Raw genomic sequence first — 24,989 nt, forward strand, 5'->3', positions numbered from 1 at the left:
TGCTCAGGCCGGGCCGCCTTCATCGGCGGGCCGGGCGCGCAGGGCAGACGGCCGCCTCAGCCCTCCATACGCGGGTCAGGCGGCCTTCATCAGCGTGCTCGACACCTCCTCCAGGAGCCCGCCCACCCCCCGGTCCAGCGCGGCCTTGGCGTGGCGGGCGGCGTCGAGGGCGTTGCCGGCGGCGCTGGGTGAGTCCTCGACGACCAGGCGCAGCTCCAGCTCCAGCGGGGACCCGCCGAAGCCCTCGCCGTCCAGCCGGATGTAGGCGACCTTGCGGTCGTCCATGAAGGGGACGTACTGGGCGCCGACGTGCACGGACGCCCCGGCGCCCGCCGCCTTCGTGGCCTTCTTGCCGCGCATGCGCGCCGGGTCCTCCAGGTTGACGAAGTCCATGTTGCCGCCGCCGAGGAGCTGGTGCCCGCCGGTGAGGTGGACGCCGCTGCGGGTCAGGGCGTCGACCAGCGCGCGGTGCACGAGGGTGGCGCCGAACGAGCTCTTGAGGTCGTCCCCGATCAACGGCAGGCCGGCGGCGGCGAAACGGGCGCGCCACTCGGGCGAGCGGGCGAGGACGGCCGGCATGCAGTTCACGAACGCGCACCCGGCCTCGATCGCGGCCTGCGCGTACAGCTCGGCGGCCCGCTGGGCGCCGGTCGGCAGGAAGTTGAGGACGACGTGGCTGCCCGTCTCGCGCAGGTGGGCGGCGACCGCGGCGGGCGTGGCGCCGCCGCTCGGGTCGATCAGCTCGGACGAGCCGGGGCCGACGCCGTCGGCCAGGATGCCCTCGGTGACGGGCACACCGAGGTACGGCACGTCCGCGAACCTGCGGGCGTTGTTCGGGGCGGTCCAGATGGCCTGCGACAGGTCCTGGCCGAGCTTGGCCCGGCCGACGTCGAAGGCGGCGGTGAAACGCACCTGGGAGACGGCGTATCCGGCGCAGACGGGGTTCGGCAGGCCGGGGGCGTCGCCGTCCCGGTAGTGCTCGACGCCCTGCACCAGCGAGGACACGCAGTTCCCGACCCCGATCACGGCCACGTTGACAAAACTCATGCCCGGATTAGATCAGGCCCGTACGCCGGGCCACCGCGACGGCCTCCACCCGGGAGCCCGCGCCCAGCTTGGCCATGATGTTCGACACGTGCACGCCGGACGTCCTGGCGGAGATGAACAGCCGCTCGGCGATCTGCCGGTTGCTCAGCCCCTCCGCGACCAGCCCGAGCACCTCCCGCTCCCTGGCCGACAGGACGAGCTCGTCGCCGAGGGACACCCGCAGCGTGGCCGCCGCCGCCCCGGCCGCGCGCCGCAGCGGCTCGGAGCCGAGGTGGCCGGCGATCGCGACCGCTTCGCGCAGCCGCTCGCGGGCGTGCGCCGGGTCCTGCTCGGCCGCCCGCACCAGCGCCTGACCCAGCGCGTACGGCTGCCCGACCGCCCGCCAGCACGCCACGGCCTCGGCCCAGGACCCCCCGCACTCCGCCTCGAACGTGGCCCGGTGCGCCTGCTGCACCCGTCCCGTCGTCGCGACGCCCGCCGGCGCCTCGCGGACCCGTCCGAGCCCCGCCGCCAGCGCCAGCAGCGGCCAGGCGTAGCGGCGGCTCAGCGTCAGGTCGTGCTCGGCCAGCACGTGGTCCACCACGCGGCCCGCCCGCCCTGGGTCGCGCCGGGCCAGGGCGAGCCGGCATTCGAGCAGGTCGGGTTCGAGGCAGGAGTCGTAGCCGCGCGAGCGCCCGCGCATGAGCGGCCGCACCTTGCCGACGATCTCCTCGGCCTCGTCGAGCGCGCCCTCCCAGACGGCGATCGTGCCCAGCACCATGAGAATCCAGGCCCGGTGGATGGGCGGCGGGTCGAGCGCGAGCGCGGCCCGCATCACCTCGCGGGCCTCCGCCCAGCGGCCCATGGAGGCGAGCGGCTCGGCCAGGTTCGCCGCCAGGTGGCCGCCCCTCGACCGGGCCAGGCCCAGGCGGCGGGCCCTGGCGATGCCCTCGCGGGCCACGGACTCCGCCCTGGCGTGCTCTCCCGCCGCCTCCAGGACGTCGGCCTCGCTGGCGTACGTCACGAGCAGGCTGTCGTCGTCCGGCGCGGCCGCCCTGGCCCGCGCGTACAGGCGCGACGCGGCCTCAAGGTCGCCGTCCAGCGCGGTGAGGGCGGCCAGGGTGGTCAGTGACCTGGCGTCGCCGAGGGCGAGCGCCTCCTCGGCGTGGGTACGGGCCTCGGCGTCCTGGCCGTTCCAGGCGAGCACGGTGGCCAGGGCGCCGATCAGCCTGGACTCGCGCGGCGCCAGCCGGACGGCCGCGCGCAGGTCGTCCAGGCCCTCCTCGCCGAGCAGGTCGCGGATCGCGACCCGCAGCTCCAGCAGCCGCGCCGCCCGCACCGGGTCCCGGTACGAGGGTCCTCCGAGACCGCCGGAGCCACGGGCCGGGTCGCCGGAGCCGTGTGCCAGGACGCCGGAGCCACCGGGCGGGGTGGACACCTCCTCCAGGGCGCGGGTGGCCAGGGCTTCCGCGCGTTCCGCGTCGCCCTCGCACAGGGCGTCGCGGGCGGCCAGCTCCAGGACGTGGACGTGGTCGGCGCCGTCCTCCGCCTGGTCCCACAGCTCCAGCACCCGTTCCCAGCGGCGCGCCGCCCACGCGGCCTCGAACGCGCGCCGCCGCTCCCCCGCCGCGTACCAGTGGTCGGCGGCCAGCTCGGGGTGGGCCTCGGCGCAGCGGGCGTGCAGCCGGCGCCGCTCCCCCGGCAGCAGGTCGTCGTAGACGGCGTCGCGGATGAGCGCGTGGCGGAAGGTGTAGCCGTCGCCGTCCACGAGCAGCAGCCGGGCGCGTACGACCGGCCGCAGCGCCTCGTCCAGTGCCAGGTCGTCGAGCCCGGCCACGGCCCGCAGCACGTCGTGCGGTGTCGTGCGCCCGGCCACGGCGGCGATCCGCAGCACGTCGAGCCCTTCCGGCGGCAGCCGCTCGGCCCCGGCCAGCAGCAGCTCCCGCAGCGAGGCGGGCGTGGGGGGTGAGGCGCGCCTGGCCGGAGAGGCCGGCGTGGCGGCGCCGGCGTCGGCGAGGGCTTCGGCGAAGAGCGGGTTGCCCTCGCTGCGCGCCGCGATCAGGTCGATGTCCAGCTCCGACGACTCGCCGTTCGCATCGCGGCCGAGCATGCGGGCCACGTCGTCGCGCCCGAGCGGCGGCACCCTGATCACTTCGGCGCCCGGCACCCGCAGCGCCTCCCGCGACGTCGCGACCACCAGCACCCCGGGCGCCATGAGGTTGCGTGCCAGGAACACCAGCAGGTCGATGCTCGCCTGGTCCGCCCAGTGCAGGTCCTCCAGCACGAGGACGAGGGGCCGCCGCTCGGCCGACCGCTCGACGAGGAGCAGCACCTCCTCGAACAGCCGGGCCCGCCCCAGGCCGGGCAGCTCCTCGACCTCGCCCAGCTCGGGCAGCAGCCGGGCCAGCCCCCGGTGCCCGCCGCCGGGCACGAGACCGGCGCCGTACTGGCGGACGAGGCCGCGCAGCACCGGTACGAACGGCGCGTACGCGACGCACCCGGGGTCGGCCCCGCCTTCGGCCACGAACGCGTCGAGCCCAGAGACGAACTCGCCGACGAGCCGCGACTTGCCGATGCCGGCCTCGCCGACGACCAGCACGAGGCCGGGCGTGCGCTCCCGCGCCGCCGCCAGCCGGGCCAGTTCGGCCGCACGTCCTACGAACACGCCCCCATTATGAAGAGGCGGCTACGCATCATGCCCGATGTGTCCTGAGGCGGTTTCCGCGACCGTCGTAGGCATGATGACGCGCGAGATGAACCTGATGATGGCCGCGTCGACGGCCGGCCTGCTGGGCTTCTACCTGCTGTTCTCCTCCGCCCCTCTGTACGCCGCGACCGGCGGCGGTGGCGGGCTCGGCGCCGGGTCGGTGACCGGCGCCATGATGCTGGCCACGGTCGCGGCGGAGCTGGCGGTGCCGTGGCTGCTGTCCCGGCTCGGCTACCGGGCGGTGATGGGGCTCGGGCTGGCGCTGCTCGGCCTGCCGGCGCTGCTGCTGCCGCTGTCGGCGGCGCTGGGCTGGGTGCTGGCGGTCAGCGTGCTGCGCGGGGCGGGGCTGGGCGTCCTGGTGGTGGCGGGCACGGCGCTGACGGCGGAGCTGGTGCCGGCGGAGCGGCGCGGCGAGGGGCTGGGGCTGTACGGGGTGGCGGTCGGGATCCCGTCGGTGCTGGGGCTGCCGCTGGGGTTGTGGGCGAGTCACGCGCTGGGGTTCGGGCCGGTGTTCGCGGTGGCGGGGCTCGTGCCGCTGGCGGGGTTGCCTGCCGTGCTCGGGCTGCCTGCCATGAGGCCCGCCGCGAGAAAGACCCCGACGGGGTCCACGGCGAGCGGCGGCCTGGCGGGGCTGGCGCTGATCTTCGCGGCGGTGACGACCGCGACCGGCGTCCTGGTGACGTTCCTGCCGCTGGCGGGCACCCCGGAGCTGGCCTCGGGCGCGCTGCTCGTCCAGTCCCTGGCCACGCCGGCGGCCCGCTGGTGGGCGGGCCGGCACGGCGACCGGCGCGGCTCGGCCGGGCTGCTGGCGCCCGGCGTGCTGGCCTGCGCCGCCGGTGTCGCGTTGCAGGTCTGGGCGGGCAGCCCGGTCGTGGTGGTGGCGGGGATGGCGCTGTTCGGGGCCGGGTTCGGGGTGCTGCAGAACGCGACGCTGGCGCTGATGTTCGAGCGCGGCGGGGCCGCGCGGGTGAGCGCCCTGTGGAACCTGGCCTACGACGCCGGGATGGGCGTGGGGGCGATGGGGTTCGGGCTGGTGCTGGGGCACACCGGGTACGCGGCGGGGTTCGCGCTGGTGGCCCTGATCGTCGCGGTGATGCTGCCGCTGACCAGGGCCGAAGCCAGAGTCAAGGCCGCCGTGTGCGCTCCACTCCCACGGTGATCTCGTTGCCGAGCCGCCGCCCCAGGAGCAGCTCCAGGTCGTCGCCGCTCCAGAACCGGCCGGGGTCGTACCAGTTGGGCCGGCGCCCGCCCGGCAGCAGCCCCATCGCCTCGTAGGTGACGGCCACCACCTCGGCGCAGTAGGCGCTCTCGAGGGTCGCCTCCTTGCGGCTCCGGCGCGGGACGCGCCCCTTCGCCCAGCGGGCGGCCAGGCGGGCGGTGGAGGGGAACGGGGTGCCGTCGAGCCTGGCCACGGTGCGCAGGGCGGCGTCCTCCATCTCGGGGGTGGCCTCGGGGTCGAGCTGGCGCAGCCAGGCCCGCTGGTCGTAGCGGTCGGCCCACACCTTGACGGCGTCGCGCAGGTCGTGGAGCTGCACGCCCCGCTGGTGGGTGCCCGACCAAAGGTCGAGCAGGGATTTGCCCAGCTCGGCGTGCCACATCATGGGCGGCAGGTCCTCGATCACGATGGCCATGCCCACGTGGTTGACCGGGCTGTTGGTCATCGTCTGGATGGCACGGTCGGGCACGGAACGCCCGCGGAAGATCCACAGATCGCCCGTTCTCGTCACCTTGACGGCCTCGTCGAGAGTCAGCACAGGGCTAGCCTAGGCAACATGCGCTGGTGGAAGATGCTGGGATTGGCCGGGATCATGGGTGTGGCGGCCACGGGGGTGGTGATCGCGCGGGCCGAGCGGCGGCGCCGCGCGTACACGCCGGAGGAGATCAGGACCCGGCTGCGGGAGCGGGTGGAGAGCGCCCGGGAGGCCGGCGACGCTCAGCCCGAGGGCCGCAGGTCGTAGACGAAGACGACGTCGGGGTAGGCGGGGTTGTCGTCGTAGCCCTGGATGCCGCCGAGGTAGGCCCGCCGCGCCTTGACCACCCAGGGCAGCGCGGCGGCGGCCCGCAGGTCGAGCACGCGCCTGGTGGCCTGCTCGTAGCCGCGCTGCGCGGCCGGCTTGTCGGTCACGGTCAGCTCGGGCAGCGTGCCGAGCAGCGCGTCGAGGGTGCGGTCGTTGAGGTACGACAGGTTCATGACGGGCGGGTTCGCGCTGTGGAAGACCTGGCCGAAGTAGGAGTAGCCGTCGGCGTAGTCGGGCCACCAGTACATGACGAAGATGTCCTGGCCGCGTTTCTTGCCCAGCTCCCACTGCTCGTTCCAGTGCATGCCGCGCGCTTCGAGGGTGACGTTGAGCGTGCGCAGGGTGGCGCGCAGCCGCCGGACGAGCACCTGCTCGTCGGCCTCGCCCTCGCCGTAGGTCAGGCGCAGCCGCAGCGGCCGGCCGCCGGGGCCGTAGCCGGCCTGCTGGAGCAGCCGGGTGGCGGCGGCGAGGTCCTGCTTCGGCTCGCGGCCCGGCACGTGGCCGAGCAGCCCTTCCGGGACGATGCCGCTGGCGGGCATCACGGAGCCCTTGAGCGCCTTGATCAGGCCGCGGTAGTCGATGGCCTTCTGGACGGCCTTGCGCACCCGGATGTCCTTCATGGGGCCGGCGGCGGTGTTGAAGAGCATCATCGCGGTGGTGAACGAGGGCCGGTCGGAGGTGCGCAGCCCGGGCGCGGCCGAGGCGCGGGCGAACAGCTTCGGGTCGAGCCGGTCGACGAAGCTGGCCTCGCCGTCCTGCAGCATCCGGTACGCGCGCTCGGTGTCGGGCACGGCCTTGTACTTGATCGTGTTGTAGTGGGGCCGCCGCCAGCCGCCCCAGTAGCCGTCGTAGGCGGAGAGCGTGAGCTCGTCCTCCTTGCCCTTGTTCCACTTGGTCACGGTGTACGGGCCTGAGCCGGCGTCCCGGCCCTGGCGGAAGAACGCGTTCAGGTCGGGGGCGGCCTTGGTGTCGTAGATGTAGGCGGCGTACCCGGCGGAGGCGACGAGGTCGAGCGGCACGGGGTACTTCAGCGCGAACGTGACGGTGAGCGGCCCTTCGACCCTGATGGAGGAGACGGCGTCCCAGATGTAGGAGGCGCCGGCGCCGGCCTTCATGGTGCGCTCGATGGAGGCTTTGACCGCTTCTGCGTCCAGGGGCCGGCCGGTGTGGAAGGTGACGCCGGAGCGCAGGGTGAAGGTCCAGGTGCGGCCGTCGGCGGAGGAGCGCCAGGACGTGGCCAGGCGGGGGGCGGACTTCTTGGTGACGGGGTTCCAGAGCGTGAGCGTCTCGTAGACGTTCTGGAAGGCGATGATCTCGTTGGAGTAGGAGCGGCTGGGGTCCCACTCGGTGACGATGTCGGTGTTCTTGACGTAGACGAAGGGCGACTCGCCCGCCGGTGCGCGTTGCGGCTCGGGGGGCGTCGAGCAGGCGGCGAGCGCGAGCAGCGCGACGGCCGCTACGAGTCGACGGCCCAACGCGGCTCCCTCTGTGGCGGATGTGATTCCCGGGAAACCTACTCCAAGATCAAGCCGAGACGTGACACGTGTCCAAAAGTCCCGAAAAATTGGGCATTCTGGTGATCGAATTGCTATTCTCGGGGCTTGTCCCGTCCGGGGTTGCCAGCTTGGGACCGACCGGAGTGAGGTGCCATGGGTCGTAGCCGAACGATCCGCATGAAGATCATCGGACTACTACTGGTGCCACTGACCTCCATGGTGGTGTTGTGGGGGGTCATCACCGCCGTCACTGCCGGCGAGGGGTTGGAGCTACGCGAATACAAGACAGTCTGGACGAACCTCCGTCTTCCCGCGTACAAACTGATCAGCGAGATCCAGCGCGAACGTCTCATCTCGGCTCAGCTCCTGCGTAACGTGGCGGACGAGTCCGCCGTGGCCGCGCAGCGCACCAAGACCGACGCCGCCCGGGACTCGTTCGCCCAGCTTTCCAGCAAGTCGAAGGACAGATCGGAAGAGATCCGCACACAGGTGGACGCGGTGTACACGCAACTCGACAGGCTCGACTCGGTCCGTGGGGAGATCGACGCGGGTCTGTCGGACCGTCTGCACAGCGTGGAGGCGTACAACTCGGTCATCGACACCCTGTACAGCCTGCACCGCAAGGTCGCGCTGATCGACGACATCCCGATCTACGAGCAGTCGCGCGTGGTCATCGACATGGGCTACGCGCGGGAGCTGCTGAGCAGGGAGCAGGCCCTCGGCCTCGGCACGGTCAGCGCGGCGGAGCGCAGGCTGTTCACCCAGCTCGCCGGCAACCGGCGCTTCCTCATCGACCAGGGCCTGGCCGAGCTCGACCCGGCGCTGCGCGACCCGCAGGTCGCCCTCATCAGCTCCCCCGCCTACCAGCGGATGCGGATGATGGAGGACCAGATCATCGCGGGCGGCACGCCGATGGGCTGGCTGAGCACCACCGAGGGGCTGGCCAAGGCGTTCAACGAGGCCCAGATGCGGGCCAGCACGCTGCTGAACGAGCGTGCGGAGCCGGTGGCCGACGAGGTGCTGTCGCGGGCGTTCCTGCTGGCGGGCACGGCGCTCGCGCTGGTGATCGTGTCGATCGCGTTCTCGCTGCGGATGGGCACCCGCCTGTCGAAGGAGCTCGGCGCGCTGCGGCTGGCGGCGCTGGAGGTCTCGCAGGAGCGGCTGCCGCACGTGGTGGCCAAGCTGCGCAAGGGCGAGAAGGTCGAGATGCCCGAGCTGTCGGTGGCCAGCACCACGGTCGAGATCGACGACGTGGGGAAGGCGTTCTCCACCGTGCAGCAGACGGCGGTGGAGGCCGCGGTCGGGCAGGCGCAGCTCAGCGAGGGGGTCGGGCATGTCTTCCGCAACCTGGCGCGGCGCAGCCAGACGCTGCTGCACCGCCAGCGCATCCAGCTCGCGGACATGCAGCACCGGGCCACCGATCCCGAGCAGCTCGACGACCTGTTCAAGCTGGACCACCTGACGACGCGCATGCGCCGCCACGCGGAGGGCCTGATCATCCTGTCGGGCGCCACGCCGGGGCGCGGATGGAGCCGGCCGGTGCCGCTGCTCGACGTGGCCCGCGGCGCCGCCGCCGAGGTGGAGGACTACCAGCGGGTGGTCGTCGAGCCGATGTCCGGCCAGCGCCTGGCCGGCGCCGTCGTCGGCGACGTGATCCACCTCATCGCCGAGCTGATCGAGAACGCCACCGTCTACTCGCCCGCGCACACGCCGGTCATCGTGCGCGGCGAAGGGGCGGCCCGGGGCTTCGCCTTCGAGGTCGAGGACCGGGGTTTCGGGATGGAACCAGAAGAGCTGGCCGAGTACAACGAGCGGCTGGCCAGCCCGCCGGAGTTCGACCTGGCCGACAGTGACCGGCTCGGCCTCTTCGTCGTCTCCCGCCTGGCCGCCAGGCATGACATCCGCGTGACGTTGCGCGGTTCACCATATGGAGGGACCACCGCGATCGTGTTGATCCCGGAAGAGCACGTGGCAGAGCCGGAGCCCGACGCCCCGACGAAGGCCGTGCAGAAGGAGCCCGCCGCTCGCCCCATGCGGGTGGTGCGAAGTGACTGAAGAGCGCTGGCTGGACGAGGACGCCGGTCCGATCGTCCCCGCCTACCTGCTGACCAGGGGCCGGACGGTGCCCGCGAGCGAGGCCATCGACCTCATCGCGGTGATCATCACCGCCGGCGGCCTGACGCCGCCCCGTGGCCTCGACCCGGAGCACCTCATCATCCTGCAGAAGTGCACGCAGCCCACGCGCCTCGTGGACGTGGCGGCCGAGCTGAACCTGCCGATCGGCGTGGTCCGGGTGCTGGTCGGCGACCTGCACGCCCAGCAGCTCGTGCAGGTCGAGCTGCCGCCGCCGGCCCCGGACGCCAAGGTGCTGCTCGAAGTGATCAGTGGCCTGAAGGCGCTGTGACCAGCCCGCGGTTGAGTCAGTGGCCTGAAGGCGCCGTGACCAGCCCGCGGTTGAGATAGCCGTACCCGGCCGCGAACAGCGCGGCCACGACGCCCGCCACGGCGGCTGCCCCGAAGACCCAGGGGTAGCCGCCGCCCGCGGCCAGCACGGCGGCGATCGCGGCGCCCGCGACGCTGCCGCCCACGATCCTGACCAGCGCGTTCACCCCGGCCGCCACGGCCGTCCTGTCGGCGGCGACGTGCTCCACGGCCATGGTGCCGAGCGCCGCGTAGCCGACGCCGAGGCCCATCCCCATCAGCGAGGACGCCACGTACAGGTGCACCGGGGCCGTGTGCTCGATCACCAGCCAGAGCCCGGCCAGCGCGGTGATGCCCGAGCCGGTCGCGACCATGGCGGAGGCCGGGAGCCGGCGCATGATCCGTCCCGCGAACAGCGAGATCACCAGCATGAAGAAGGTGCTGGGCAGCAGGTAGATGCCGACCTGGAGGGTGGTGGCGCCGAAGCCGCCCGCCGCCGCGGGCACCTGGGCGAAGCCGGACATGCCGGTCAGCAGGGTGAAGAACGAGAACCCGAGCAGCAGCGAGGACACCGTCGCCCCGACCGTGCCCCGGTGCACCAGCATCGCCATCTGCACCAGCGGCTCGGCCACCCTGCGCTCGACGAGCACCCAGACGGCGGCCAGCACGGCCGCGGCGGCGAGCAGCCCGAGCACGCCCGGGGAGGTCCAGCCCCAGGAGCCGCCCTCGCTGACGGCCAGCAGCAGCGCAACCAGCCAGGCGGTCAGCAGCGCGGCGCCGAGCAGGTCGGGGCGGCCCTTGACGGGCGGGGCGGCGTCACGCACGAGGAAGGCCACCACGATCCCGGCCACCAGCGAGATGCCGCCGGTGATCCAGAAGACCAGGTGGAAGTCGCCGGAGGCGAGCCCGGCCAGGATCATCCCGCCGCCGCTGCCGAACCCCATCGTGGCGCTCAGCACGCCGATGCCGGTCGCGAGCTGCTGCCGGGGCAGCGCGTCGCGGACCACGCCGATCGACAGGGGCACCAGCGCGGCCACGAAGCCCTGGAGCACTCTTGCCACGATCAGCCAGGTCAGCGAGGTCGCCAGGGCGGCCATCACGGAGCCGATCACCAGGAGGGCCAGGGCGCCGAGGATCATGCGGCGCCGGCCGTACATGTCGCCGAAGCGGGACAGCAGCGGGGTGGAGACCGCGCCGACCAGCAGGCTCAAGGTGAGTGTCCAGCTCACGGCGGTGAGCGAGGTGTTCAGCTCCCGCTGGAGCACGGGAAGCAGCGGCACGACCGCGGTGTTCTGCAAGGCGGCGATGGAGGCCGCGAAGGCCAGGGAGATCACCCCTGGCCAGGGGTTCAGGCGGGTGGTCTCGCGCGACTCGGGGACGACGACTGTCGCCATGTCGGCTCCTTTAGATAACTTGGGTAAGTAACCGAGAACCGATAATACATACGTAAGTTAGGTAAGCAAGCGGATGGACGAGAATCTGCACCGCACGGTGAACGCCTATCGCCGGCTCGCGACCATGTTCAACCGCGCCAAGACCCACGAACGGCTGACCGAGGCCGCGGGCATCCGGCTCGACCGGCCCGACGTTCAGATCCTGGTCACCCTGCTGGACGCGGGCGAGCCGCGCCGGATCGGCATGATCGCCGAGGCTCTCCAGGTGGAGAGCCCGCACGTGACCCGGCACGTGGCCGCACTGGAGCGGCGCGGGCTGCTCGAACGCGTCCGCGACCCCGACGACGGGCGGGCCTGGCGCATCGCGCTCACCGAGGACGGCGCCGAGGCCGCCACCGCGTGCCGCCGGGTCACCTCCGACTGGTTCGAGGGCGCGCTGAAGGACTGGTCAGAGTCGGACCAGGCGGAGCTGGCGCGGCTGATGGACAAGCTCGCCGACGACATGTACGTCCATCTGAAGCCTCAGCTCGACAGGACGTCCTCCGCCCGGTGACAGGCCACCCGGCGGCCGTCCACGTCCCGCAGGGCCGGCGCCTGCTCGCACTGCGGCACGGCCAGCGGGCAGCGCAGCCTGAACGGGCAGCCGGTCGCGGCCGGCACCGCCTCGGTCCTGCCCCTGGCCTGCGGCGGCGGGCCGCCGAGCTTCGGCACGGCGTCGCGCAGCGCCCTCGTGTACGGGTGCGCCGGGCTCGCCAGCAGCTCGGCCGTGGGGCCCGACTCGACCACGCGGCCCGCGAAGAGCACGTGCGAGGTGCGGCAGAGCCGCTCGACCACGGCCAGGTTGTGCGTGATGAGCAGCCGCTCGGTGTCCAGCGCCGCCAGCAGGTCGAGGATCCTGGCCTGGACGGTGACGTCGAGCGCGCTGGTGGGCTCGTCGAGGATGAGCAGCCGGGGCCCGACGGCCAGGGCGCGGGCGATCACCACGCGCTGGCGCTGGCCGCCGGAGAGCTGGTGGGGGCGGCGGTCGGCGAGCGCGGGGTCGAGGCCGACCTGTTCGAGCAGCTCGCCGACGCGGGACCGGGCGGCGCGCGGCAGCGCCTCGGCGACGGAGCGGCCGACGCGCATCCGGGGGTCGAGGGCCTCGGCCTGGAAGACGGGCTGCACGTCCCTCCTGAACGCCCTCAGGTCCGCTTTCCGCAGCGGGCGATCCCCGTACCAGATATCTCCGGACATGGGGCTCAGGAGGCCCAGGAACGCGCGCGCCAGCGTCGTCTTGCCCGACCCGCTCTCCCCGATCAGGCCCACGCCGCCCTCGGTGATGTCCAGGCTCACCTCGTGCACGACGGGGCGGCGGCCGTACCCGAGCGTCACCCTCTCGGCCCTCAGCATCGTCACGGAAGCGCCTCCAGCAGCTCTCGGGTGTACGGGTGCGCGGGCTCGGCCAGCACCTCGGCGGCCGGGCCCGACTCGACCACCGCGCCGTCCTTCATGACCAGCACCCGGTCGGCGATCGTCGAGACCAGGGCCAGGTCGTGGGAGACCAGCAGGAGCGCGAGGTCCCGCTCGGCCCGCAGCCGCCGCAGCACGCCCACCACCTCGGCCTGGACGGTCACGTCGAGCGCGCTGGTGGGCTCGTCGGCCAGGATCACCTCCGCGCCCAGGGCGATGGCCAGCGCGATCGCGAAGCGCTGGGCCTGCCCGCCGGAGACCTCGTGCGGGTAGCGGCGCAGGATCTCGCGGTCGAGCACGACCGCCTCCAGGGCGGCGTCCACGTCGTTGCCCTGCCGGCCGTGCAGCTTGAGCGCGCGGCGCATGAGGGTGCCGAGGCGGGTGGCGGGGCTGAGCGCCGCCTGCGGCGACTGCATGACCAGGGCGGCGCGGGCGCCGCGGATCTCGCGCAGGGCCTTCGGGGAGGCGGTGAGCACGTCCACGCCGCACACGCGCACCCGTCCCGAGATCTCGGCGTTCTCGGTGAGGCCGAGGAGCGAGAGCAGCGTCGTGGACTTGCCCGACCCGCTCTCCCCCACGATCGCCACGCACTCCCCCGCGCCGACGTCCAGCTCGGGCACGTCGGCGACCAGCCGCCCGGCGTAGCGCACCTGGAGGTCGCGCACCGAGATCATCACTTGACCGCCCTCCGCGGGTCGAGCGCGTTGCGCAGCCCCTCACCCAGCACGTTGAACGCGAACGCCGTCACCAGGATCGCCAGCCCCGGGAACGTCACCACCCACCAGTTCGTGGTGAACAGCGTCTGCCCCTGCTGCACCATCAGCCCCCACTCCGCCGTCGGCTCCTGCGCGCCCAGCCCCAGGTACGACAGCGCCGCCGAGGTCAGGATCACCCCGCCCGCGTCCAGCGAGAGCTGCACCAGGACGGGCGTGAGCGAGTTCGGCAGCACGTGCCGCACGATGATCAGCGGGGCGGGCACGCCGAGGCAGCGGGCCGCGTCCACGTACGGGCGGGTGGCGATCGAGGCGGCCACGGAAGCGGCCAGCCGCGTGTACCACGGCCACCAGGTCACCGCGATGGCCAGGATCACGGTGTTCACGCTCGGCTGCAGCACGACGGCCAGCGCCAGCGAGAGCAGCAGCGCGGGGAAGGCCAGGAACACGTCCGTGACCCGCATGATCACGTCCCTGACCCAGCCGCCCGCGTACCCGGCGACCACGCCCAGCGTCACCCCGACCGCCGCCGAGACGCCCAGCACCGCCACGGCGATGGTCAGCGAGGTGCGCCCGCCGTACAGGATGCGGGTGAGCACGTCCCGGCCCACCTGGTCGGTGCCGAACCAGTGGGCGCCGCTCGGCGGCAGCAGCCGCTCCAGCGGGCGCGGCTCGTCCAGCGGGTACGGCGCCAGCCACGGCGCGAGCAGCGCGGCCAGCACGACGACCGCCAGCAGCACCGCCCCGAACGCGGCGAACCGGTCCGGGATCCGCGGCAGGCTGCGGCGCAGCGGTTGCACATCCGTCATCGCGACCTCGTACGGGGATCCACGAAGCCCTGGAGCACGTCCACGACCAGGTTGGCCAGCACGTACACCAGGGCGACCAGCAGGGTGACGCCCGCGATGGCCGGGGTGTCCAGCGAGCGGATGGACTCGGCGGCGTAGCGGCCCAGGCCCGGCCAGTTGAAGACGGCCTCGACGAGGAAGCCGTTGACGATCGCGTACGCGAAGACGAGCGCGATCAGCGACAGCACCGGGCTCAGCGCCGGCCGTAACGCGAACCTGGTCAGGATCGAGGTCTCCCCGAACCCGAGTGCCCGCTCCAGCCTCGCGTGGTCCTGCCCCGACTCCTCGATGAGCGCGGCCCTGGTCATCTGGGCGATCACCCCCGTGGGGTAGGCGGCCACGACGAGGGCGGGCAGCACCAGGTGCTCCAGGGTGCTGGTGAAGATGGGCCAGTTGCCGGTGATGAGGGCGTCGACGACGGTGATGTTCGTCCAGAGCGTGAGCGGGCTGGTGGTGTCGAGCGAGGTGTCGTACTCGCCGGCGATCGGGAACCAGCCCAGGTTGCTGGCGAACACCGTCTGCAGCGCCAGGGCCAGCCAGAAGACCGGCACCGAGACGGCCAGCATGCTGCCGAGCCGTACCCCGAAGTCGGGCAGCCGCATCTTGTGGCGGGCGGCGAGCACCCCGAGCGGGACGCCCAGCGCGATCGCGACGAGCAGCGCCGCCCCCACCAGCTCCAGCGAGGCGGGGAAGGCCAGGTAGAGGTCGTCGCGCACCGGCTGCCTGGTGCGCAGGCTCGTCCCCCAGTCGCCGGTGACCAGGTCGCGGGCGTAGGTGAGGAGCTGCACGGGCAGCGGGTCGTCCAGGCCGAACCGGGCGCGGGCCTCGGCCAGCTGCTCGGGCGTGGCCTTCGGCCCGGCGAACGCGACCGCCGGGTCGCCCGGCACCAGCCGCATCACCGCGAACGTGAGCACGACCACGCCGGCCACGACCAGGAGGGCCTGGCCGAGCCGGCGGGCCAGATAGGCGAGCATGGCGTCAGCTTGCGCGCTTGAGGTCGTAGAAGAAGACCACGTTCGGATAGGCCGGGTTGTCCTGGTAGCCCTGGACGTCGGCGGTCAGCGCCCGCTGGTACGTCTGGACGTACGGCACCGCCACCGCCGCCTGCTGCTGGATGATCTGCTGCTGGAGCTTCAGGTACTCCTGCTCGGCCGCCGGCTTGTCGGTGGCGGTCAGCTCGGGCAGCTTGTCGATGGCCGCGTCGATCGCCGGGTCCTTCAGGTACGACAGGTTGAACTGCGGCTTGTCGTTGCTCCTGAACACGTTGCGGAACCACGAGTAGGCGTCCGGATAGTCCGGGTACCAGTACATGACGAAGACGTCCTGGCCCTTCTTCTTGCCCAGGTCCCACTGCGCGCCCCAGTTCATGGGCTTGGCCTGCAGCGTCACGTTGAGCTGCTTGAGCGTCGAGCTGAGCAGCGTCACCAGCAGCTTCTGGTCCTCGTCGCCGATGCCGTAGGTCAGGCTGAGCTTCAGCTCCTCCAGGTCGGGGCCGTACCCGGCCTCGGCCAGCAACGCCTGCGCCTTGGGCAGGTCCTGCTTCGGCGCCATGCCGGGGGTGTGGCCGAGCAGGCCGTCGGGCACCAGGCCGCTGGCCTTCTGCCCGGCGCCCTCCAGCGCCGCCACCAGGCCGTCGTAGTCGATGGCGAGCTGCAGCGCCTGCCGCACCCTGACGTCCTTGGTGGCGCCTTCGGCGGTGTTGAACAGCACCAGCAGGTTCTGGAACGACGGCGACTGCGCCGTCTGCACGCCCTGCGTGCTGCCCGCCTGCGCGAACAGCTGCGGGTTGAGCCGCTCGACGAAGTTCACCTCGCCCTTCTGGACGAGCTGCCAGGCGGTGGTGATCTCGGGCGTGACGCGGAAGGCGACCTTCTTGTACTGCTCCGGCTTCCAGCCGCCCCAGTAGTCGTCGAACGCCTTCAGCGTCAGCTCGGTCTCCTTGCCCTTCTGCCAGGAGTCGATCGTGTACGGACCGGTGCCGGCGGTCGTCTTGCCGTCGGCGTCCACGGCGTCGGCGTCGTAGATCCAGGCGGCGTAGCCGGAGGAGGCCGACAGGTCGAGCGGGGCGGCGTACTTGAGCGTGAACCTGATCGTGCTCGCGTCCACCGCCTCGATCTTGTCGACCGGATCCCAGATGTAGGCGGCGCCGCCCTTCTTCTCGATCGTGCGCTCGATGCACTTCTTGACGGCCTCGGCGTCCATCGGGTCGCCGGTGTGGAACTTCACGCCCTGCCGCAGCTTGAACGTCCACTCCTTGCCGTCGTCGGACGACGTCCACTCGGTCGCGAGGCGCGGCTCGGCCTTCTTGGTCTGGGAGTTGTACCTGGTCAGGCCCTCGTAGATGTTCGACAGGGCGATGATCTCGTTGGAGTAGGAGGTCGCCGGGTCCCAGTCGGTGACCACGCCGTGGTTCGGCGCGTAGACGAACGTGGCGTCGTTGGCCGGCCCGCCGGTCTGGCCGGCCGGGCTGCCGCTGCTCGCCCGGGGCTGAGGGGTCCCGCCGGCGCCGCGCACCTGGCCGCCCCCGCACGCGGACGCGGACAGGGCGAGGAGACCGGCTACCCCGGCGACGAGCAGACGCTTGTGCCAGTGCATGGTGGGGGGGTCCTTTCGATGTGTCACCGGGCGAGGGGTCCGGCTGCTTTGACGTGCACCCGCACGGCGGGCTCGGAGAGATAGCTCAGCGGCACCTCGAGGAGGTCCACGATCTCGACCCCGGCGGGGTCCGCCCCCGCCGCCACGGCTCGCGCCCGCGCCTCCTCCTTGGCGCTCTCGATCGCGTCGGCCCGGCTGTCTCCCGCTGGCAAGATCGTATCGACTCTGCCGCTCGCGAGGGCGATGGCGGCGCCCACGGCGTTGGCCACGTCGGCGTGCTCGGGCCTGATCACGCGGCTCACGCCGGGGAGGTGATCGGGCAGCAGGAACGCGCCGCCCCCCACCGCCACCAGGGGCCGGTCACTGCGGCCGAGCGTCATCCGGTCCACGGCGTCGATCACCATCTCGTCGGCTCTGGTAACCGCGCTTTCCAGAATGTCTGCCTTTTCTTCCGACATGTCACCCTTGATGGCTCTTTGAAGGCGCTCGGGCCAGCCATCGGCCCCCGGCGGGGTCCGGCCCGCCGCGACCGCCGCGTCCGTCATCGTCGCCGTCGCCCCGCCGAACACCAGAGCCTCGCTCCCGATGCGGTAACCGACCGAGTCCGGGCCGAGGCCGTGCGGGCGCACGACCGTGCCGCCGCCGAGCGCGATGGCCAGGATGTCCGGCATGCGGAAGTTCGTCAGCACGCCGCCGATCTCGACCGCCGCCGCCGACTCCCGGGGGAACCCGCCGGCCAGCACCCCGAGGTCCGTGGACGTGCCGCCCACGTCCACCACCACCGCGTCCGCCACCCCCGACAGGTACGCGGCGCCGCGCAGCGAGTTGGCCGGGCCCGAGCCGATCGTGGCGACCGGCAGGCGCGCGGCGTGCTCCAGCGTCATGAGCGTGCCGTCGTTCTGCGCCAGGTACGGCCGCGCCCCCAGCCCCCGCTCCGCCAGCGCCGTCACCAGGGCTTCCGTCACGTGCCCGGCGACGCCGTAGAGCGCGGCGTTCAGCACGGTCGCGTTCTCGCGCTCCAGCAGGCCCAGCGAGCCGATCTCGCAGCTCACCGACACCGGCAGGCCGTACTCGGCCCTGACCAGCTCCGCCACCCGCCGCTCGTGGCCGTCGTCGGCCGGGCTGAACACGCTGGTGACGGCCACCGCGTCGGCCCGCACGCCGTCGAGGAAGCGGCGGACCGCGTCCAGGTCGAGCGGGCTGATCTCGCGGCCGTCCACGTAGTGGCCGCCGGGGACGATCGCCTCGCCCGCCGAGACCGCCTTGCGCAGGTCGTCCGGCCAGTCGGACAGCGGCGGCACCGACGTCGTGGCGGGCGCGCCCAGCCGGACCACGGCCACCCGGCCGAGGCCGCGCCGCTCCAGGATGGCGTTCGTGGCGTGCGTGGTGCCGAGCATGACGCGGCCGACGCGCCCCCGGTCCTCGATCATCTCCAGGACGGCGTCCAGCGCCGCCCGCAGGCCGTCCGTCACCTCCGGGGTGGTCGGCCGCTTGGCCTTGGCGATCACCCGTCCGCCGGCGTCGAGCACGACCGCGTCGGTGTTCGTGCCGCCGACGTCGATCCCGATGCGCAGGTCAGCCATGCGTCAGCTCCTCGACGGGTACGTAGTCCAGGTCGTATCCGAACGCCCGCGGCCCGGCCGTCTCCAGGCCCTTCGGGGTGCGCCAGAGGGGGTCGCAGGGCCAGGCGAGCACCGTGACGCGCTGGCCGTAACGCAGGCCCTCGGTCTGGACGGCGGCGGCGGTCTCGGTGTCCACGACCGTGATCAGGTCGGGCACCATGGCACGGGTCCGGCCGTCCTCGACGGCGACCAGGTTCTCGTTCTGCAGCTCCAGCGTCAGGCGGCGGCCGCGGTCGTCTCCGGTGCCCTCGATCGTGGCCGTGCCCCGGACGAAGCCGCCCGTGGTGCGCCGCTCGACGTCGGTCAGCTTGCCGGTGATCAGCCGGGCGGCGCCCAGCCGCTCCCTCAGCGCTTCGAGCGGGTCCGCGGCGCCCTCCGTGGCCCGGCCGACCTCCAGGGCGCGGGTGACCGTACCCTCGATGAGCGCGCCCCTGGCCCGGTCGGCGGTCAGCACGTAGTCGGACATGAGCGCATGTGAGCCCGCCGCCACGCAGACGGCCCGCGCGATGCGCTCGGACCAGAGCCCGTCCACCGGGCGGATCGTCACCACGTTGCCCGCCACGTCGGACATGATCACCAGGTCGGCCGGGATGCCCGCCACGTACATCGAGACCATCTGCACCTCGGGGAAGGCCCGCCCCATGCCGTCCGCGTCGAGCAGCGGCACCCCGAGCTGCGCGGCCCAGGCGACGGGCGCCACGCCGTTGGCGCCGCCGATCTCGGAGGACATGATCGCGCTCGGCGGGCGGCCGAAGATCCGCTCGGCCTCCTCGGCGATGCGCTTCGGCTCGTCCTCGCCGTGGATCATCTCGTGGCTGACGGTCGGCGCGCCGATGCCGGACAGCGGCAGGATCAGCGCGTCGCCCGGCAGGTCGTCCAGCGTCAGCAGGGGCACGGGGCCGTACTCGCGGATGGCCCTGACCGCCGCCAGCGACCCCGTACGGACGTCTCCCCCGCCACCGGTGCCCAGCACCGCGCAGCCGCGGGCGAGGGCCGGAATATCGTTCGCGTCAATTCTCATATGCCGCCACAACCAAGCACATACCGCCGCACAACGCCAGTCTCAGCGCCTTGTGCCGCCCCCTACTCTGGTGCGTATGCGGATTTCGGTGGCCGCCGACAGCAAGGACGGCGTGGCCGAGCGGGTCGTGTCCGAGCTGCGCCGGCGCGGGCACGAGGTCGTGACCCATGGCGCGCTCAACGACGGCGAGCGCGACGACTGGGCGTGGGCCTGCGAGCTGGCCGCGCGCGACGTCGCCGAGGGCCGGGCCGAGCAGGCGGTCGTCTGCTGCTGGACCGGCACCGGCGCCTCGATCGCGGCCAACAAGGTGCCGGGGGTGCGCGCCGCCCTGTGCGTCGACGCCTACACCGCCGACGGGGCCCGCAAGTGGAACGACGCCAACGTGCTGGCGCTCAGCCTCCGGCTCACCTCCGAGGTGGTGCTCGACGAGATCCTCGACGCGTGGCTGGCGGGGCGGCCGAGCACGGATCCGGCGGACGTCGCGAACGTCGCCCACCTCGACGCCATCTGACCGTCCGCGTCCACGACCTCAGCCTCCTCCGCTTCACGACCCCAGCCTCCGCTTCACGACCCCAGCATCCGCCTCAGGACCCCGGCCCACGCTTCGCGACACCGGCGTCCGCTTCAGGGGCCGAGCACGCGGAGCAGGGCTTCCTCGACGGCGGCCTTGACGGTGGCGGGGTCGTCGAGGTCGAAGCCGACCACGAGGCCGTCCCTGATCAGCATGAGCACGTCGGCGGTGCGCGCCGGGTCGGGGTGGCCGGCGGCGGTCAGCAGGTCGCGGTAGAGGTCGCGGTTCCAGCGCCGGTGCGCCTCGATCGCCTTGCGCACGGGATGCGACGGATCCGGGTACTCCGCCGCCGTGTTGACGAACGGGCAGCCGCGGAAGGTGAGGCCGGCGCCGAAGTCGCACATGAACGCGAAGATGGCCTCCAGCCGCTGCCTCGGTGAGCCCTCGCGCACACTCTCCGCCAGCCCGCGCTGCAGGGTGGACTGCTCCACGATGTACGCCCTGACCAGGTCGTCCTTGCTCGGGAAGTGGTTGTAGAAGGTCGCCTTCGCGACCCCCGCCTCGGCGATGATCCGGTCGATGCCCACCGTGTGCACGCCCTCGCCGTAGAACAGGCGGGTGGCGGTCTCGAGCACCCGCGTCCGCGCGGGGCTCTGCCGGGTTTCTGTGCTCACCCTGTTGACGATACCAGACAGACCTGTCTACTCTTCTTCTCAGACGGACAGACAGGTCTGTCTACTGAGGGAGAGGTCACCCGAACATGAGCATCTACACCGCCATCGCCACGTCCTCCGGCCGCGACGCCCGCGCCGTCTCCTCCGACGGGCGGCTCGACGTCAAGCTCGCCCTCCAGAAGGAGCTCGGCGGCGACGGCGAGGGCACCAACCCCGAGCAGCTCTTCGCCGCCGGCTACGCGGCCTGCTTCGCCTCCGCGCTGCGGCTCGTCGCGGGCAGCAAGCAGATCGACGTCTCGGACGCCGCCGTCACCGCCGAGGTCGGCCTGTCGCCCAACGGCAAGGGCGGCTTCCAGCTCGACGCCACCCTCCGGGTCGAGCTGCCCGACGGCATCGCGCCGGAGGTGGCACGCGAGCTCGTCGAGGCCACCCACCAGGTGTGCCCGTACTCCAACGCCACCCGCGGCAACATCCCGGTCGAGCTGGTCATCGAGTAGATCCGACAACCGGTCCGGCACAGCACTCGCACCTGCGTCCGCACCCGCACCGCATCCGCGGACGACCATCCACCGGTCAGCCACCGACCGGACAACCACACCGTGGGGAACGGCCGCTCCCCGGGGCAGCCGCGCCCCGGGGAGATGGCCACCCACGCGGACAGCCGCACCTCGGGCAGCGGTACCTCGGAGGACCGTCACCCACCGAGGCAGCCGCACCTCGGAGGACCGCCGCCATCGGCCGGCCGCACCTCCGGGACAGCCACCCGTCACACCGGAGGCAGGGAAATCGTCGGTCCCACCCTTTAGGGTGCTGGACATGACCGACGTGCTGCTCCGCGGAGGGCTCCCCTGGGGCCTCGGGGCGCCTGCCGACATCCTGGTCCGCGCCGGCCGCGTCGCACGGGTCTCGTCCGACCCGATCGAGGCGCCCGGCGCCCAGGTCATCGACGTGCCGGGGCAGCTCGTCCTGCCCGGCCTCGTCGAGGCCCACTGCCATCTCGACAAGACCCTCTTCGGCGGCCCGTGGGTCCCCCACTCCGCCGACGACACGCTCGCCGGCCGCATCTCCAACGATCTCGGCCGCCGCGCCGAGCTGGGCGTGCCGAGCGTGGCCCGGATCACCGCGCTGCTCAGACGCATGAGCGCGGCGGGCACCACGCACGTCCGCACCCACACCGACATCGACCCCCAGGTGGGCCTGCGCGGCGTGGAGGCCGTGCGCGAGGCCGCCGAGAGCTGCCCCGTCGACGTGCGCCAGGTCGCCTTCCCCCAGCACGGCGTGCTCACCAACCCCGGCACCGCCGAGCTGCTGGAGGAGGCGCTGAAGGGCGGCGTCGAGGAGATCGGCGGGCTCGACCCGGCCGGCATCGACCGCGACCCGGTCCGCCACCTCGACCTGGTCTTCGGCCTGGCCGGCCGCTACGGCACCCACCTCGACCTCCACCTGCACGACGGTGGCTCGCTGGGCGGATGGGAGCTGGAGCTGATCATCGAGCGCACCAAGGCGCTCGGGCTGGGCGGCCGGGTCGCGGTCAGCCACGCCTACGCGCTGGGCCAGCTCGACGGCGCCTACCAGGCCCGCCTGATCGACGGCCTGGCCGAGGCCGGGGTCGCCATCGTCACGGCGGCCGTCTACGACTTCCCCGTGCCGCCCGTCAAGAAGCTGCGGGCCGCCGGGGTCACGGTCGCGTGCGGCCACGACGGCATCCGCGACCTGTGGGGCCCCTACGGCAGCGGCGACATGCTGGAGCGGGCCATGCACGTCGCCTACCGCAGCACGTTCCGCAGAGACGACGACATCGAGCTGGCGCTGGAGGCCGCCACCGTCGGCGGCGCGCGGGCGCTCGGGCTCGACGACTACGGCCTGGCTCCGGGTGACCGGGCCGACCTCGTCGTGGTGCCCGCCGGGAGCCCGGCGGAGGCCGTGGTCGTTCACCCTGCGCGCACTCTGGTCATGAAGGACGGCGTCGTCCTGCACAATTGACCGGCGGGACCATCGAAAGGCAGGCAAGTGCTCTCTATTCACCAGCGGATCGCCGCAGAGCTCGGCGTACGCGACGGGCAGGTGCAGGCGGCCGTCGACCTGCTCGACGGCGGCGCGACCGTGCCGTTCATCGCGCGATACCGCAAAGAGGCCACCGGCGCCCTCGACGACGCGCAACTGCGCACGCTGGAGGAGCGGCTGCGTTACCTGCGCGAGCTTGAGGAGCGCAGGGCGGCGATCCTGGAGTCCATCGAGTCTCAGGGCAAGCTCGACGACGAGCTGTGCGAGCAGATCATGGCCGCCGAGACCAAGGCCCGGCTCGAGGACATCTACCTGCCCTACAAGCCGAAGCGGCGCACCAAGGCGCAGATCGCGCGCGAGCTGGGGCTGGAGCCGCTGGCCGACCAGCTTCTGGCCGACCCCAATCTCGACCCGGTGGCCACCGCCGAGGCGTTCGTCACCGAGGGCGTGGCCGACGCGGGCGCGGCGCTCGAAGGCGCCAGGGCGATCCTGATCGAGCGCTTCGCCGAAGACGCCGACCTGATCGGCGGGCTGCGCGAGCAGTTCTGGGAGCGCGGGCGGCTGGTGTCGCGGGTGCGCGAGGGCAAGGAGGAGGCGGGGGCCAAGTTCTCCGACTACTTCGAGTTCGGCGAGCCGTTCACGAAGCTGCCCTCGCACCGGATCCTGGCGATGTTCAGGGGCGAGAAGGAGGAGGTGCTGTCGGTCACGCTCGAGCCCGACGACAGCCCCGACTACGAGCTGCGCATCGCCTCCCGGTTCGGCGTCTCCGACCAGGGCCGCCCGGCCGACAAGTGGCTCACCGAGACCGTGCGCTGGGCCTGGCGCACCCGCATCCTCGTGCACCTGGGCATCGACCTGCGCATGCGCCTGTGGCAGGCGGCCGAAGACGAGGCGGTGCGCGTCTTCGCCGCCAACCTGCGCGACCTGCTGCTCGCCGCCCCGGCCGGCGCACGGCCGACGATGGGTCTCGACCCCGGCCTGCGTACGGGTGTGAAGGTCGCCGTGGTCGACGCCACCGGCAAGGTCGTCGAGACCGCCACCATCTACCCGCACGAGCCCAAGCGGCAGTGGGACCAGTCGCTCGCGGTGCTGGGCGCGCTCGCGCAGCGGCACGGCGTCGAGCTGATCGCCATCGGTAACGGCACGGCCTCCCGCGAGACCGACAAGCTGGCCGGCGAGCTGGTCAAGCACATGCCGTCGCTCACCAAGATCGTGGTCTCCGAGGCGGGCGCGTCGGTCTACTCGGCCTCCCCCTACGCCTCGCAGGAGCTGCCCGACCTCGACGTGTCGCTGCGCGGCGCCGTCTCCATCGCCCGCCGCCTGCAAGACCCGCTGGCCGAGCTGGTCAAGATCGACCCCAAGTCGATCGGCGTCGGCCAATACCAGCACGACCTGGCCGAGTCCAAGCTCTCCCGCTCGCTCGACGCGGTCGTGGAAGACGCCGTGAACGCCGTCGGCGTCGACGTCAACACCGCCTCGGCGCCGCTGCTCACCCGCGTGTCCGGCATCGGCTCCACGCTCGCGGAGAGCATCGTCCGCCACCGCGACGCCAACGGCCCCTTCCGCACCCGCTCGGCGCTCAAGAGCGTGCCCAGGCTCGGCCCGAAGGCGTTCGAGCAGTGCGCCGGCTTCCTGCGCATCCGCGGCGGCGACGACCCGCTCGACATGTCCGCCGTGCACCCCGAGTCGTACCCGGTGGTCCGCCGCATCCTCACCTCCGCCAAGACCGACCTCAAGTCGCTCATCGGCAACACCGCGGCCCTGCGCACCCTGCGCCCCGAGGACTTCACCGACGACACCTTCGGCCTGCCCACGGTCACCGACATCCTGCGTGAGCTGGAGAAGCCCGGCCGCGACCCGCGCCCCGCCTTCAAGACCGCCACCTTCAAGGAAGGCGTCGAGAAGATCTCCGACCTCACGTCCGGCATGATCCTGGAGGGCGTGGTCACCAACGTCGCGGCGTTCGGCGCGTTCGTCGACATCGGCGTCCACCAGGACGGCCTGGTGCACGTGTCGGCCATGTCCCGCACCTACGTCAAAGACCCGCGCGACGTGGTCAAGCCCGGCGACATCGTCCGCGTCAAGGTCCTCGACGTGGACATCCCCCGCAAGCGCATCTCTCTGACCCTCCGCCTGGAGGACGAGACCGCCGCCCAGCAGCAGAACGGCGACAGCCCCCGCCGGGGCGCGGGCGCCGGCCGTCAGGGTGGCCGTGACGGTGGTCGCGGTGCGGGTGGCCGTGACGGCGGGCGTGGTGACGGCGGTCGCGGCAAGGGCGATGGGCAGCGTGGCGGCGGCGACGGCGGGCAGCGTGGTCGCGGCGACGGTGGCGGCGGCCGGGGTGGCCAGCGCCGCCAGGACCGCCCCGCCCCGACCGGCGCCATGGCGGAAGCCCTCCGCAAGGCCGGCCTGACCGGCGACAACCGCTGACCGACATAGACCGGAAGAGGAACGGCGTACTGCCCCGGCATCTGCACTGCCAGGGCAGTA

General features: G+C 72.8%; 22 protein-coding genes. 9 read left to right on the forward strand and 13 right to left on the reverse strand.

Features of this window, described 5'->3' with window-relative positions; genetic code table 11:
* Positions 1-75: 75 nt before the first annotated feature.
* Together KIS93_RS22410 and KIS93_RS22415 are read right to left on the reverse strand one after the other, a co-directional pair.
* Positions 76-1,047: an inositol-3-phosphate synthase gene (locus KIS93_RS22410; protein WP_080045810.1), complete on the reverse strand. Its 972-nt coding sequence runs from the start codon at positions 1,045-1,047 to the stop codon at positions 76-78.
* 7 nt (positions 1,048-1,054) lie between these two features.
* Positions 1,055-3,691, reverse strand: a complete 2,637-nt coding sequence (locus KIS93_RS22415) for an ATP-binding protein (RefSeq protein WP_080045809.1) — start codon at positions 3,689-3,691, stop codon at positions 1,055-1,057.
* A gap of 73 nt (positions 3,692-3,764) precedes the next feature.
* On the opposite strand from KIS93_RS22415, the gene KIS93_RS22420 reads away from it, so the two are divergent.
* Positions 3,765-4,892 (forward strand): MFS transporter, encoded by a 1,128-nt coding sequence (locus KIS93_RS22420; protein ID WP_222107593.1) that lies wholly within the window; start codon positions 3,765-3,767, stop codon positions 4,890-4,892.
* Here the strand turns inward: KIS93_RS22420 and KIS93_RS22425 are convergent.
* Positions 4,858-5,487 (reverse strand): hypothetical protein, encoded by a 630-nt coding sequence (locus KIS93_RS22425; RefSeq protein ID WP_080045808.1) that lies wholly within the window; start codon positions 5,485-5,487, stop codon positions 4,858-4,860. The genes KIS93_RS22420 and KIS93_RS22425 overlap by 35 nt on opposite strands.
* Before the next feature lie 18 nt (positions 5,488-5,505).
* On the opposite strand from KIS93_RS22425, the gene KIS93_RS22430 reads away from it, so the two are divergent.
* Positions 5,506-5,691, forward strand: coding sequence for a hypothetical protein (locus KIS93_RS22430; RefSeq protein ID WP_080045807.1), 186 nt, complete (start codon positions 5,506-5,508; stop codon positions 5,689-5,691).
* Here the strand turns inward: KIS93_RS22430 and KIS93_RS22435 are convergent.
* Positions 5,667-7,226 (reverse strand): ABC transporter substrate-binding protein, encoded by a 1,560-nt coding sequence (locus KIS93_RS22435; protein ID WP_080045806.1) that lies wholly within the window; start codon positions 7,224-7,226, stop codon positions 5,667-5,669. The genes KIS93_RS22430 and KIS93_RS22435 overlap by 25 nt on opposite strands.
* A 174-nt stretch (positions 7,227-7,400) precedes the next feature.
* Here KIS93_RS22435 and KIS93_RS22440 point away from each other — a divergent pair, with 174 nt between their 5' ends.
* On the forward strand, positions 7,401-9,302 hold the full coding sequence (locus tag KIS93_RS22440; protein ID WP_230465857.1) for a sensor histidine kinase: 1,902 nt from the start codon (positions 7,401-7,403) through the stop codon (positions 9,300-9,302).
* Positions 9,295-9,651: a DUF742 domain-containing protein gene (locus KIS93_RS22445; RefSeq protein ID WP_043630385.1), complete on the forward strand. Its 357-nt coding sequence runs from the start codon at positions 9,295-9,297 to the stop codon at positions 9,649-9,651. Before KIS93_RS22440 ends, KIS93_RS22445 begins: the two co-directional genes overlap by 8 nt.
* A 16-nt stretch (positions 9,652-9,667) precedes the next feature.
* Here the strand turns inward: KIS93_RS22445 and KIS93_RS22450 are convergent, their stop codons facing one another.
* Positions 9,668-11,062, reverse strand: a complete 1,395-nt coding sequence (locus KIS93_RS22450; protein WP_080045804.1) for an MFS transporter — start codon at positions 11,060-11,062, stop codon at positions 9,668-9,670.
* 73 nt (positions 11,063-11,135) lie between these two features.
* On the opposite strand from KIS93_RS22450, the gene KIS93_RS22455 reads away from it, so the two are divergent.
* The gene (locus tag KIS93_RS22455) at positions 11,136-11,615 is read left to right on the forward strand and encodes a MarR family winged helix-turn-helix transcriptional regulator (RefSeq protein WP_080045803.1); all 480 of its coding nucleotides are present in this window, start codon (positions 11,136-11,138) and stop codon (positions 11,613-11,615) included.
* Here KIS93_RS22455 and KIS93_RS22460 read toward each other — a convergent pair.
* The 7 genes from KIS93_RS22460 to KIS93_RS22490 are packed head-to-tail and all read right to left on the reverse strand — an operon-like array spanning position 11,585 to position 19,310.
* Entirely contained in the window at positions 11,585-12,451 is an 867-nt protein-coding gene (locus tag KIS93_RS22460) for an ABC transporter ATP-binding protein (protein WP_230466625.1), read from the reverse strand. The genes KIS93_RS22455 and KIS93_RS22460 overlap by 31 nt on opposite strands.
* Before the next feature lie 2 nt (positions 12,452-12,453).
* A complete protein-coding gene (locus KIS93_RS22465; RefSeq protein WP_080045801.1) occupies positions 12,454-13,185 on the reverse strand; it encodes an ATP-binding cassette domain-containing protein in 732 nt (243 codons plus the stop codon).
* On the reverse strand, positions 13,185-14,033 hold the full coding sequence (locus tag KIS93_RS22470; protein WP_080045800.1) for an ABC transporter permease: 849 nt from the start codon (positions 14,031-14,033) through the stop codon (positions 13,185-13,187). Before KIS93_RS22470 ends, KIS93_RS22465 begins: the two co-directional genes overlap by 1 nt.
* The gene (locus KIS93_RS22475) at positions 14,030-15,046 is read right to left on the reverse strand and encodes an ABC transporter permease (protein WP_080045799.1); all 1,017 of its coding nucleotides are present in this window, start codon (positions 15,044-15,046) and stop codon (positions 14,030-14,032) included. Before KIS93_RS22475 ends, KIS93_RS22470 begins: the two co-directional genes overlap by 4 nt.
* Positions 15,047-15,050: 4 nt before the next feature.
* A complete protein-coding gene (locus tag KIS93_RS22480) occupies positions 15,051-16,667 on the reverse strand; it encodes an ABC transporter substrate-binding protein (RefSeq protein ID WP_080045798.1) in 1,617 nt (538 codons plus the stop codon).
* A 23-nt stretch (positions 16,668-16,690) separates the two neighbouring features.
* Positions 16,691-18,250, reverse strand: a complete 1,560-nt coding sequence (locus KIS93_RS22485; RefSeq protein ID WP_080045797.1) for a hydantoinase/oxoprolinase N-terminal domain-containing protein — start codon at positions 18,248-18,250, stop codon at positions 16,691-16,693.
* Positions 18,243-19,310 (reverse strand): DUF917 domain-containing protein, encoded by a 1,068-nt coding sequence (locus KIS93_RS22490; RefSeq protein ID WP_080045796.1) that lies wholly within the window; start codon positions 19,308-19,310, stop codon positions 18,243-18,245. Before KIS93_RS22490 ends, KIS93_RS22485 begins: the two co-directional genes overlap by 8 nt.
* Positions 19,311-19,386: 76 nt before the next feature.
* Between KIS93_RS22490 and KIS93_RS22495 the strand changes: the two genes are divergently transcribed.
* Positions 19,387-19,821, forward strand: a complete 435-nt coding sequence (locus KIS93_RS22495) for an RpiB/LacA/LacB family sugar-phosphate isomerase (RefSeq protein ID WP_080045795.1) — start codon at positions 19,387-19,389, stop codon at positions 19,819-19,821.
* Between the two features lie 113 nt (positions 19,822-19,934).
* Here the strand turns inward: KIS93_RS22495 and KIS93_RS22500 are convergent, their stop codons facing one another.
* Positions 19,935-20,495, reverse strand: coding sequence for a TetR/AcrR family transcriptional regulator (locus KIS93_RS22500; protein ID WP_155129248.1), 561 nt, complete (start codon positions 20,493-20,495; stop codon positions 19,935-19,937).
* Positions 20,496-20,581: 86 nt separating this feature from the next.
* Between KIS93_RS22500 and KIS93_RS22505 the strand changes: the two genes are divergently transcribed.
* From KIS93_RS22505 to KIS93_RS22515, 3 genes are all read left to right on the forward strand, one after another.
* A complete protein-coding gene (locus KIS93_RS22505; protein ID WP_080045793.1) occupies positions 20,582-20,992 on the forward strand; it encodes an organic hydroperoxide resistance protein in 411 nt (136 codons plus the stop codon).
* A 319-nt stretch (positions 20,993-21,311) separates the two neighbouring features.
* Positions 21,312-22,478 carry an amidohydrolase gene (locus KIS93_RS22510; protein ID WP_080047570.1) on the forward strand — a complete coding sequence of 389 codons (1,167 nt, stop codon included), beginning with the start codon at positions 21,312-21,314 and terminating at the stop codon, positions 22,476-22,478.
* Between the two features lie 27 nt (positions 22,479-22,505).
* On the forward strand, positions 22,506-24,929 hold the full coding sequence (locus KIS93_RS22515) for a Tex family protein (protein WP_080045792.1): 2,424 nt from the start codon (positions 22,506-22,508) through the stop codon (positions 24,927-24,929).
* The last annotated feature ends 60 nt before the right edge of the window (positions 24,930-24,989 follow it).

This window comes from [Actinomadura] parvosata subsp. kistnae (genome assembly GCF_900323885.1).
GTDB classification, from domain to species: domain Bacteria; phylum Actinomycetota; class Actinomycetes; order Streptosporangiales; family Streptosporangiaceae; genus Nonomuraea; species Nonomuraea composti.

Excerpts from the sequence above, each read along its gene's own strand:
- KIS93_RS22410 (WP_080045810.1), bottom strand. The coding sequence starts at position 1,047 with ATGAGTTTTGTCAACGTGGCCGTGATCGGGGTCGGGAACTGCGTGTCC.
- KIS93_RS22450 (WP_080045804.1), bottom strand. The coding sequence starts at position 11,062 with ATGGCGACAGTCGTCGTCCCCGAGTCGCGCGAGACCACCCGCCTGAAC.
- KIS93_RS22470 (WP_080045800.1), bottom strand. The coding sequence starts at position 14,033 with ATGACGGATGTGCAACCGCTGCGCCGCAGCCTGCCGCGGATCCCGGAC.
- KIS93_RS22505 (WP_080045793.1), top strand. The coding sequence starts at position 20,582 with ATGAGCATCTACACCGCCATCGCCACGTCCTCCGGCCGCGACGCCCGC.
- KIS93_RS22475 (WP_080045799.1), bottom strand. The coding sequence starts at position 15,046 with ATGCTCGCCTATCTGGCCCGCCGGCTCGGCCAGGCCCTCCTGGTCGTG.
- KIS93_RS22495 (WP_080045795.1), top strand. The coding sequence starts at position 19,387 with ATGCGGATTTCGGTGGCCGCCGACAGCAAGGACGGCGTGGCCGAGCGG.
- KIS93_RS22465 (WP_080045801.1), bottom strand. The coding sequence starts at position 13,185 with ATGATCTCGGTGCGCGACCTCCAGGTGCGCTACGCCGGGCGGCTGGTC.
- KIS93_RS22480 (WP_080045798.1), bottom strand. The coding sequence starts at position 16,667 with ATGCACTGGCACAAGCGTCTGCTCGTCGCCGGGGTAGCCGGTCTCCTC.
- KIS93_RS22440 (WP_230465857.1), top strand. The coding sequence starts at position 7,401 with ATGGGTCGTAGCCGAACGATCCGCATGAAGATCATCGGACTACTACTG.
- KIS93_RS22510 (WP_080047570.1), top strand. The coding sequence starts at position 21,312 with ATGACCGACGTGCTGCTCCGCGGAGGGCTCCCCTGGGGCCTCGGGGCG.
- KIS93_RS22460 (WP_230466625.1), bottom strand. The coding sequence starts at position 12,451 with ATGCTGAGGGCCGAGAGGGTGACGCTCGGGTACGGCCGCCGCCCCGTC.
- KIS93_RS22455 (WP_080045803.1), top strand. The coding sequence starts at position 11,136 with ATGGACGAGAATCTGCACCGCACGGTGAACGCCTATCGCCGGCTCGCG.
- KIS93_RS22490 (WP_080045796.1), bottom strand. The coding sequence starts at position 19,310 with ATGAGAATTGACGCGAACGATATTCCGGCCCTCGCCCGCGGCTGCGCG.
- KIS93_RS22420 (WP_222107593.1), top strand. The coding sequence starts at position 3,765 with ATGATGACGCGCGAGATGAACCTGATGATGGCCGCGTCGACGGCCGGC.
- KIS93_RS22485 (WP_080045797.1), bottom strand. The coding sequence starts at position 18,250 with ATGGCTGACCTGCGCATCGGGATCGACGTCGGCGGCACGAACACCGAC.
- KIS93_RS22430 (WP_080045807.1), top strand. The coding sequence starts at position 5,506 with ATGCGCTGGTGGAAGATGCTGGGATTGGCCGGGATCATGGGTGTGGCG.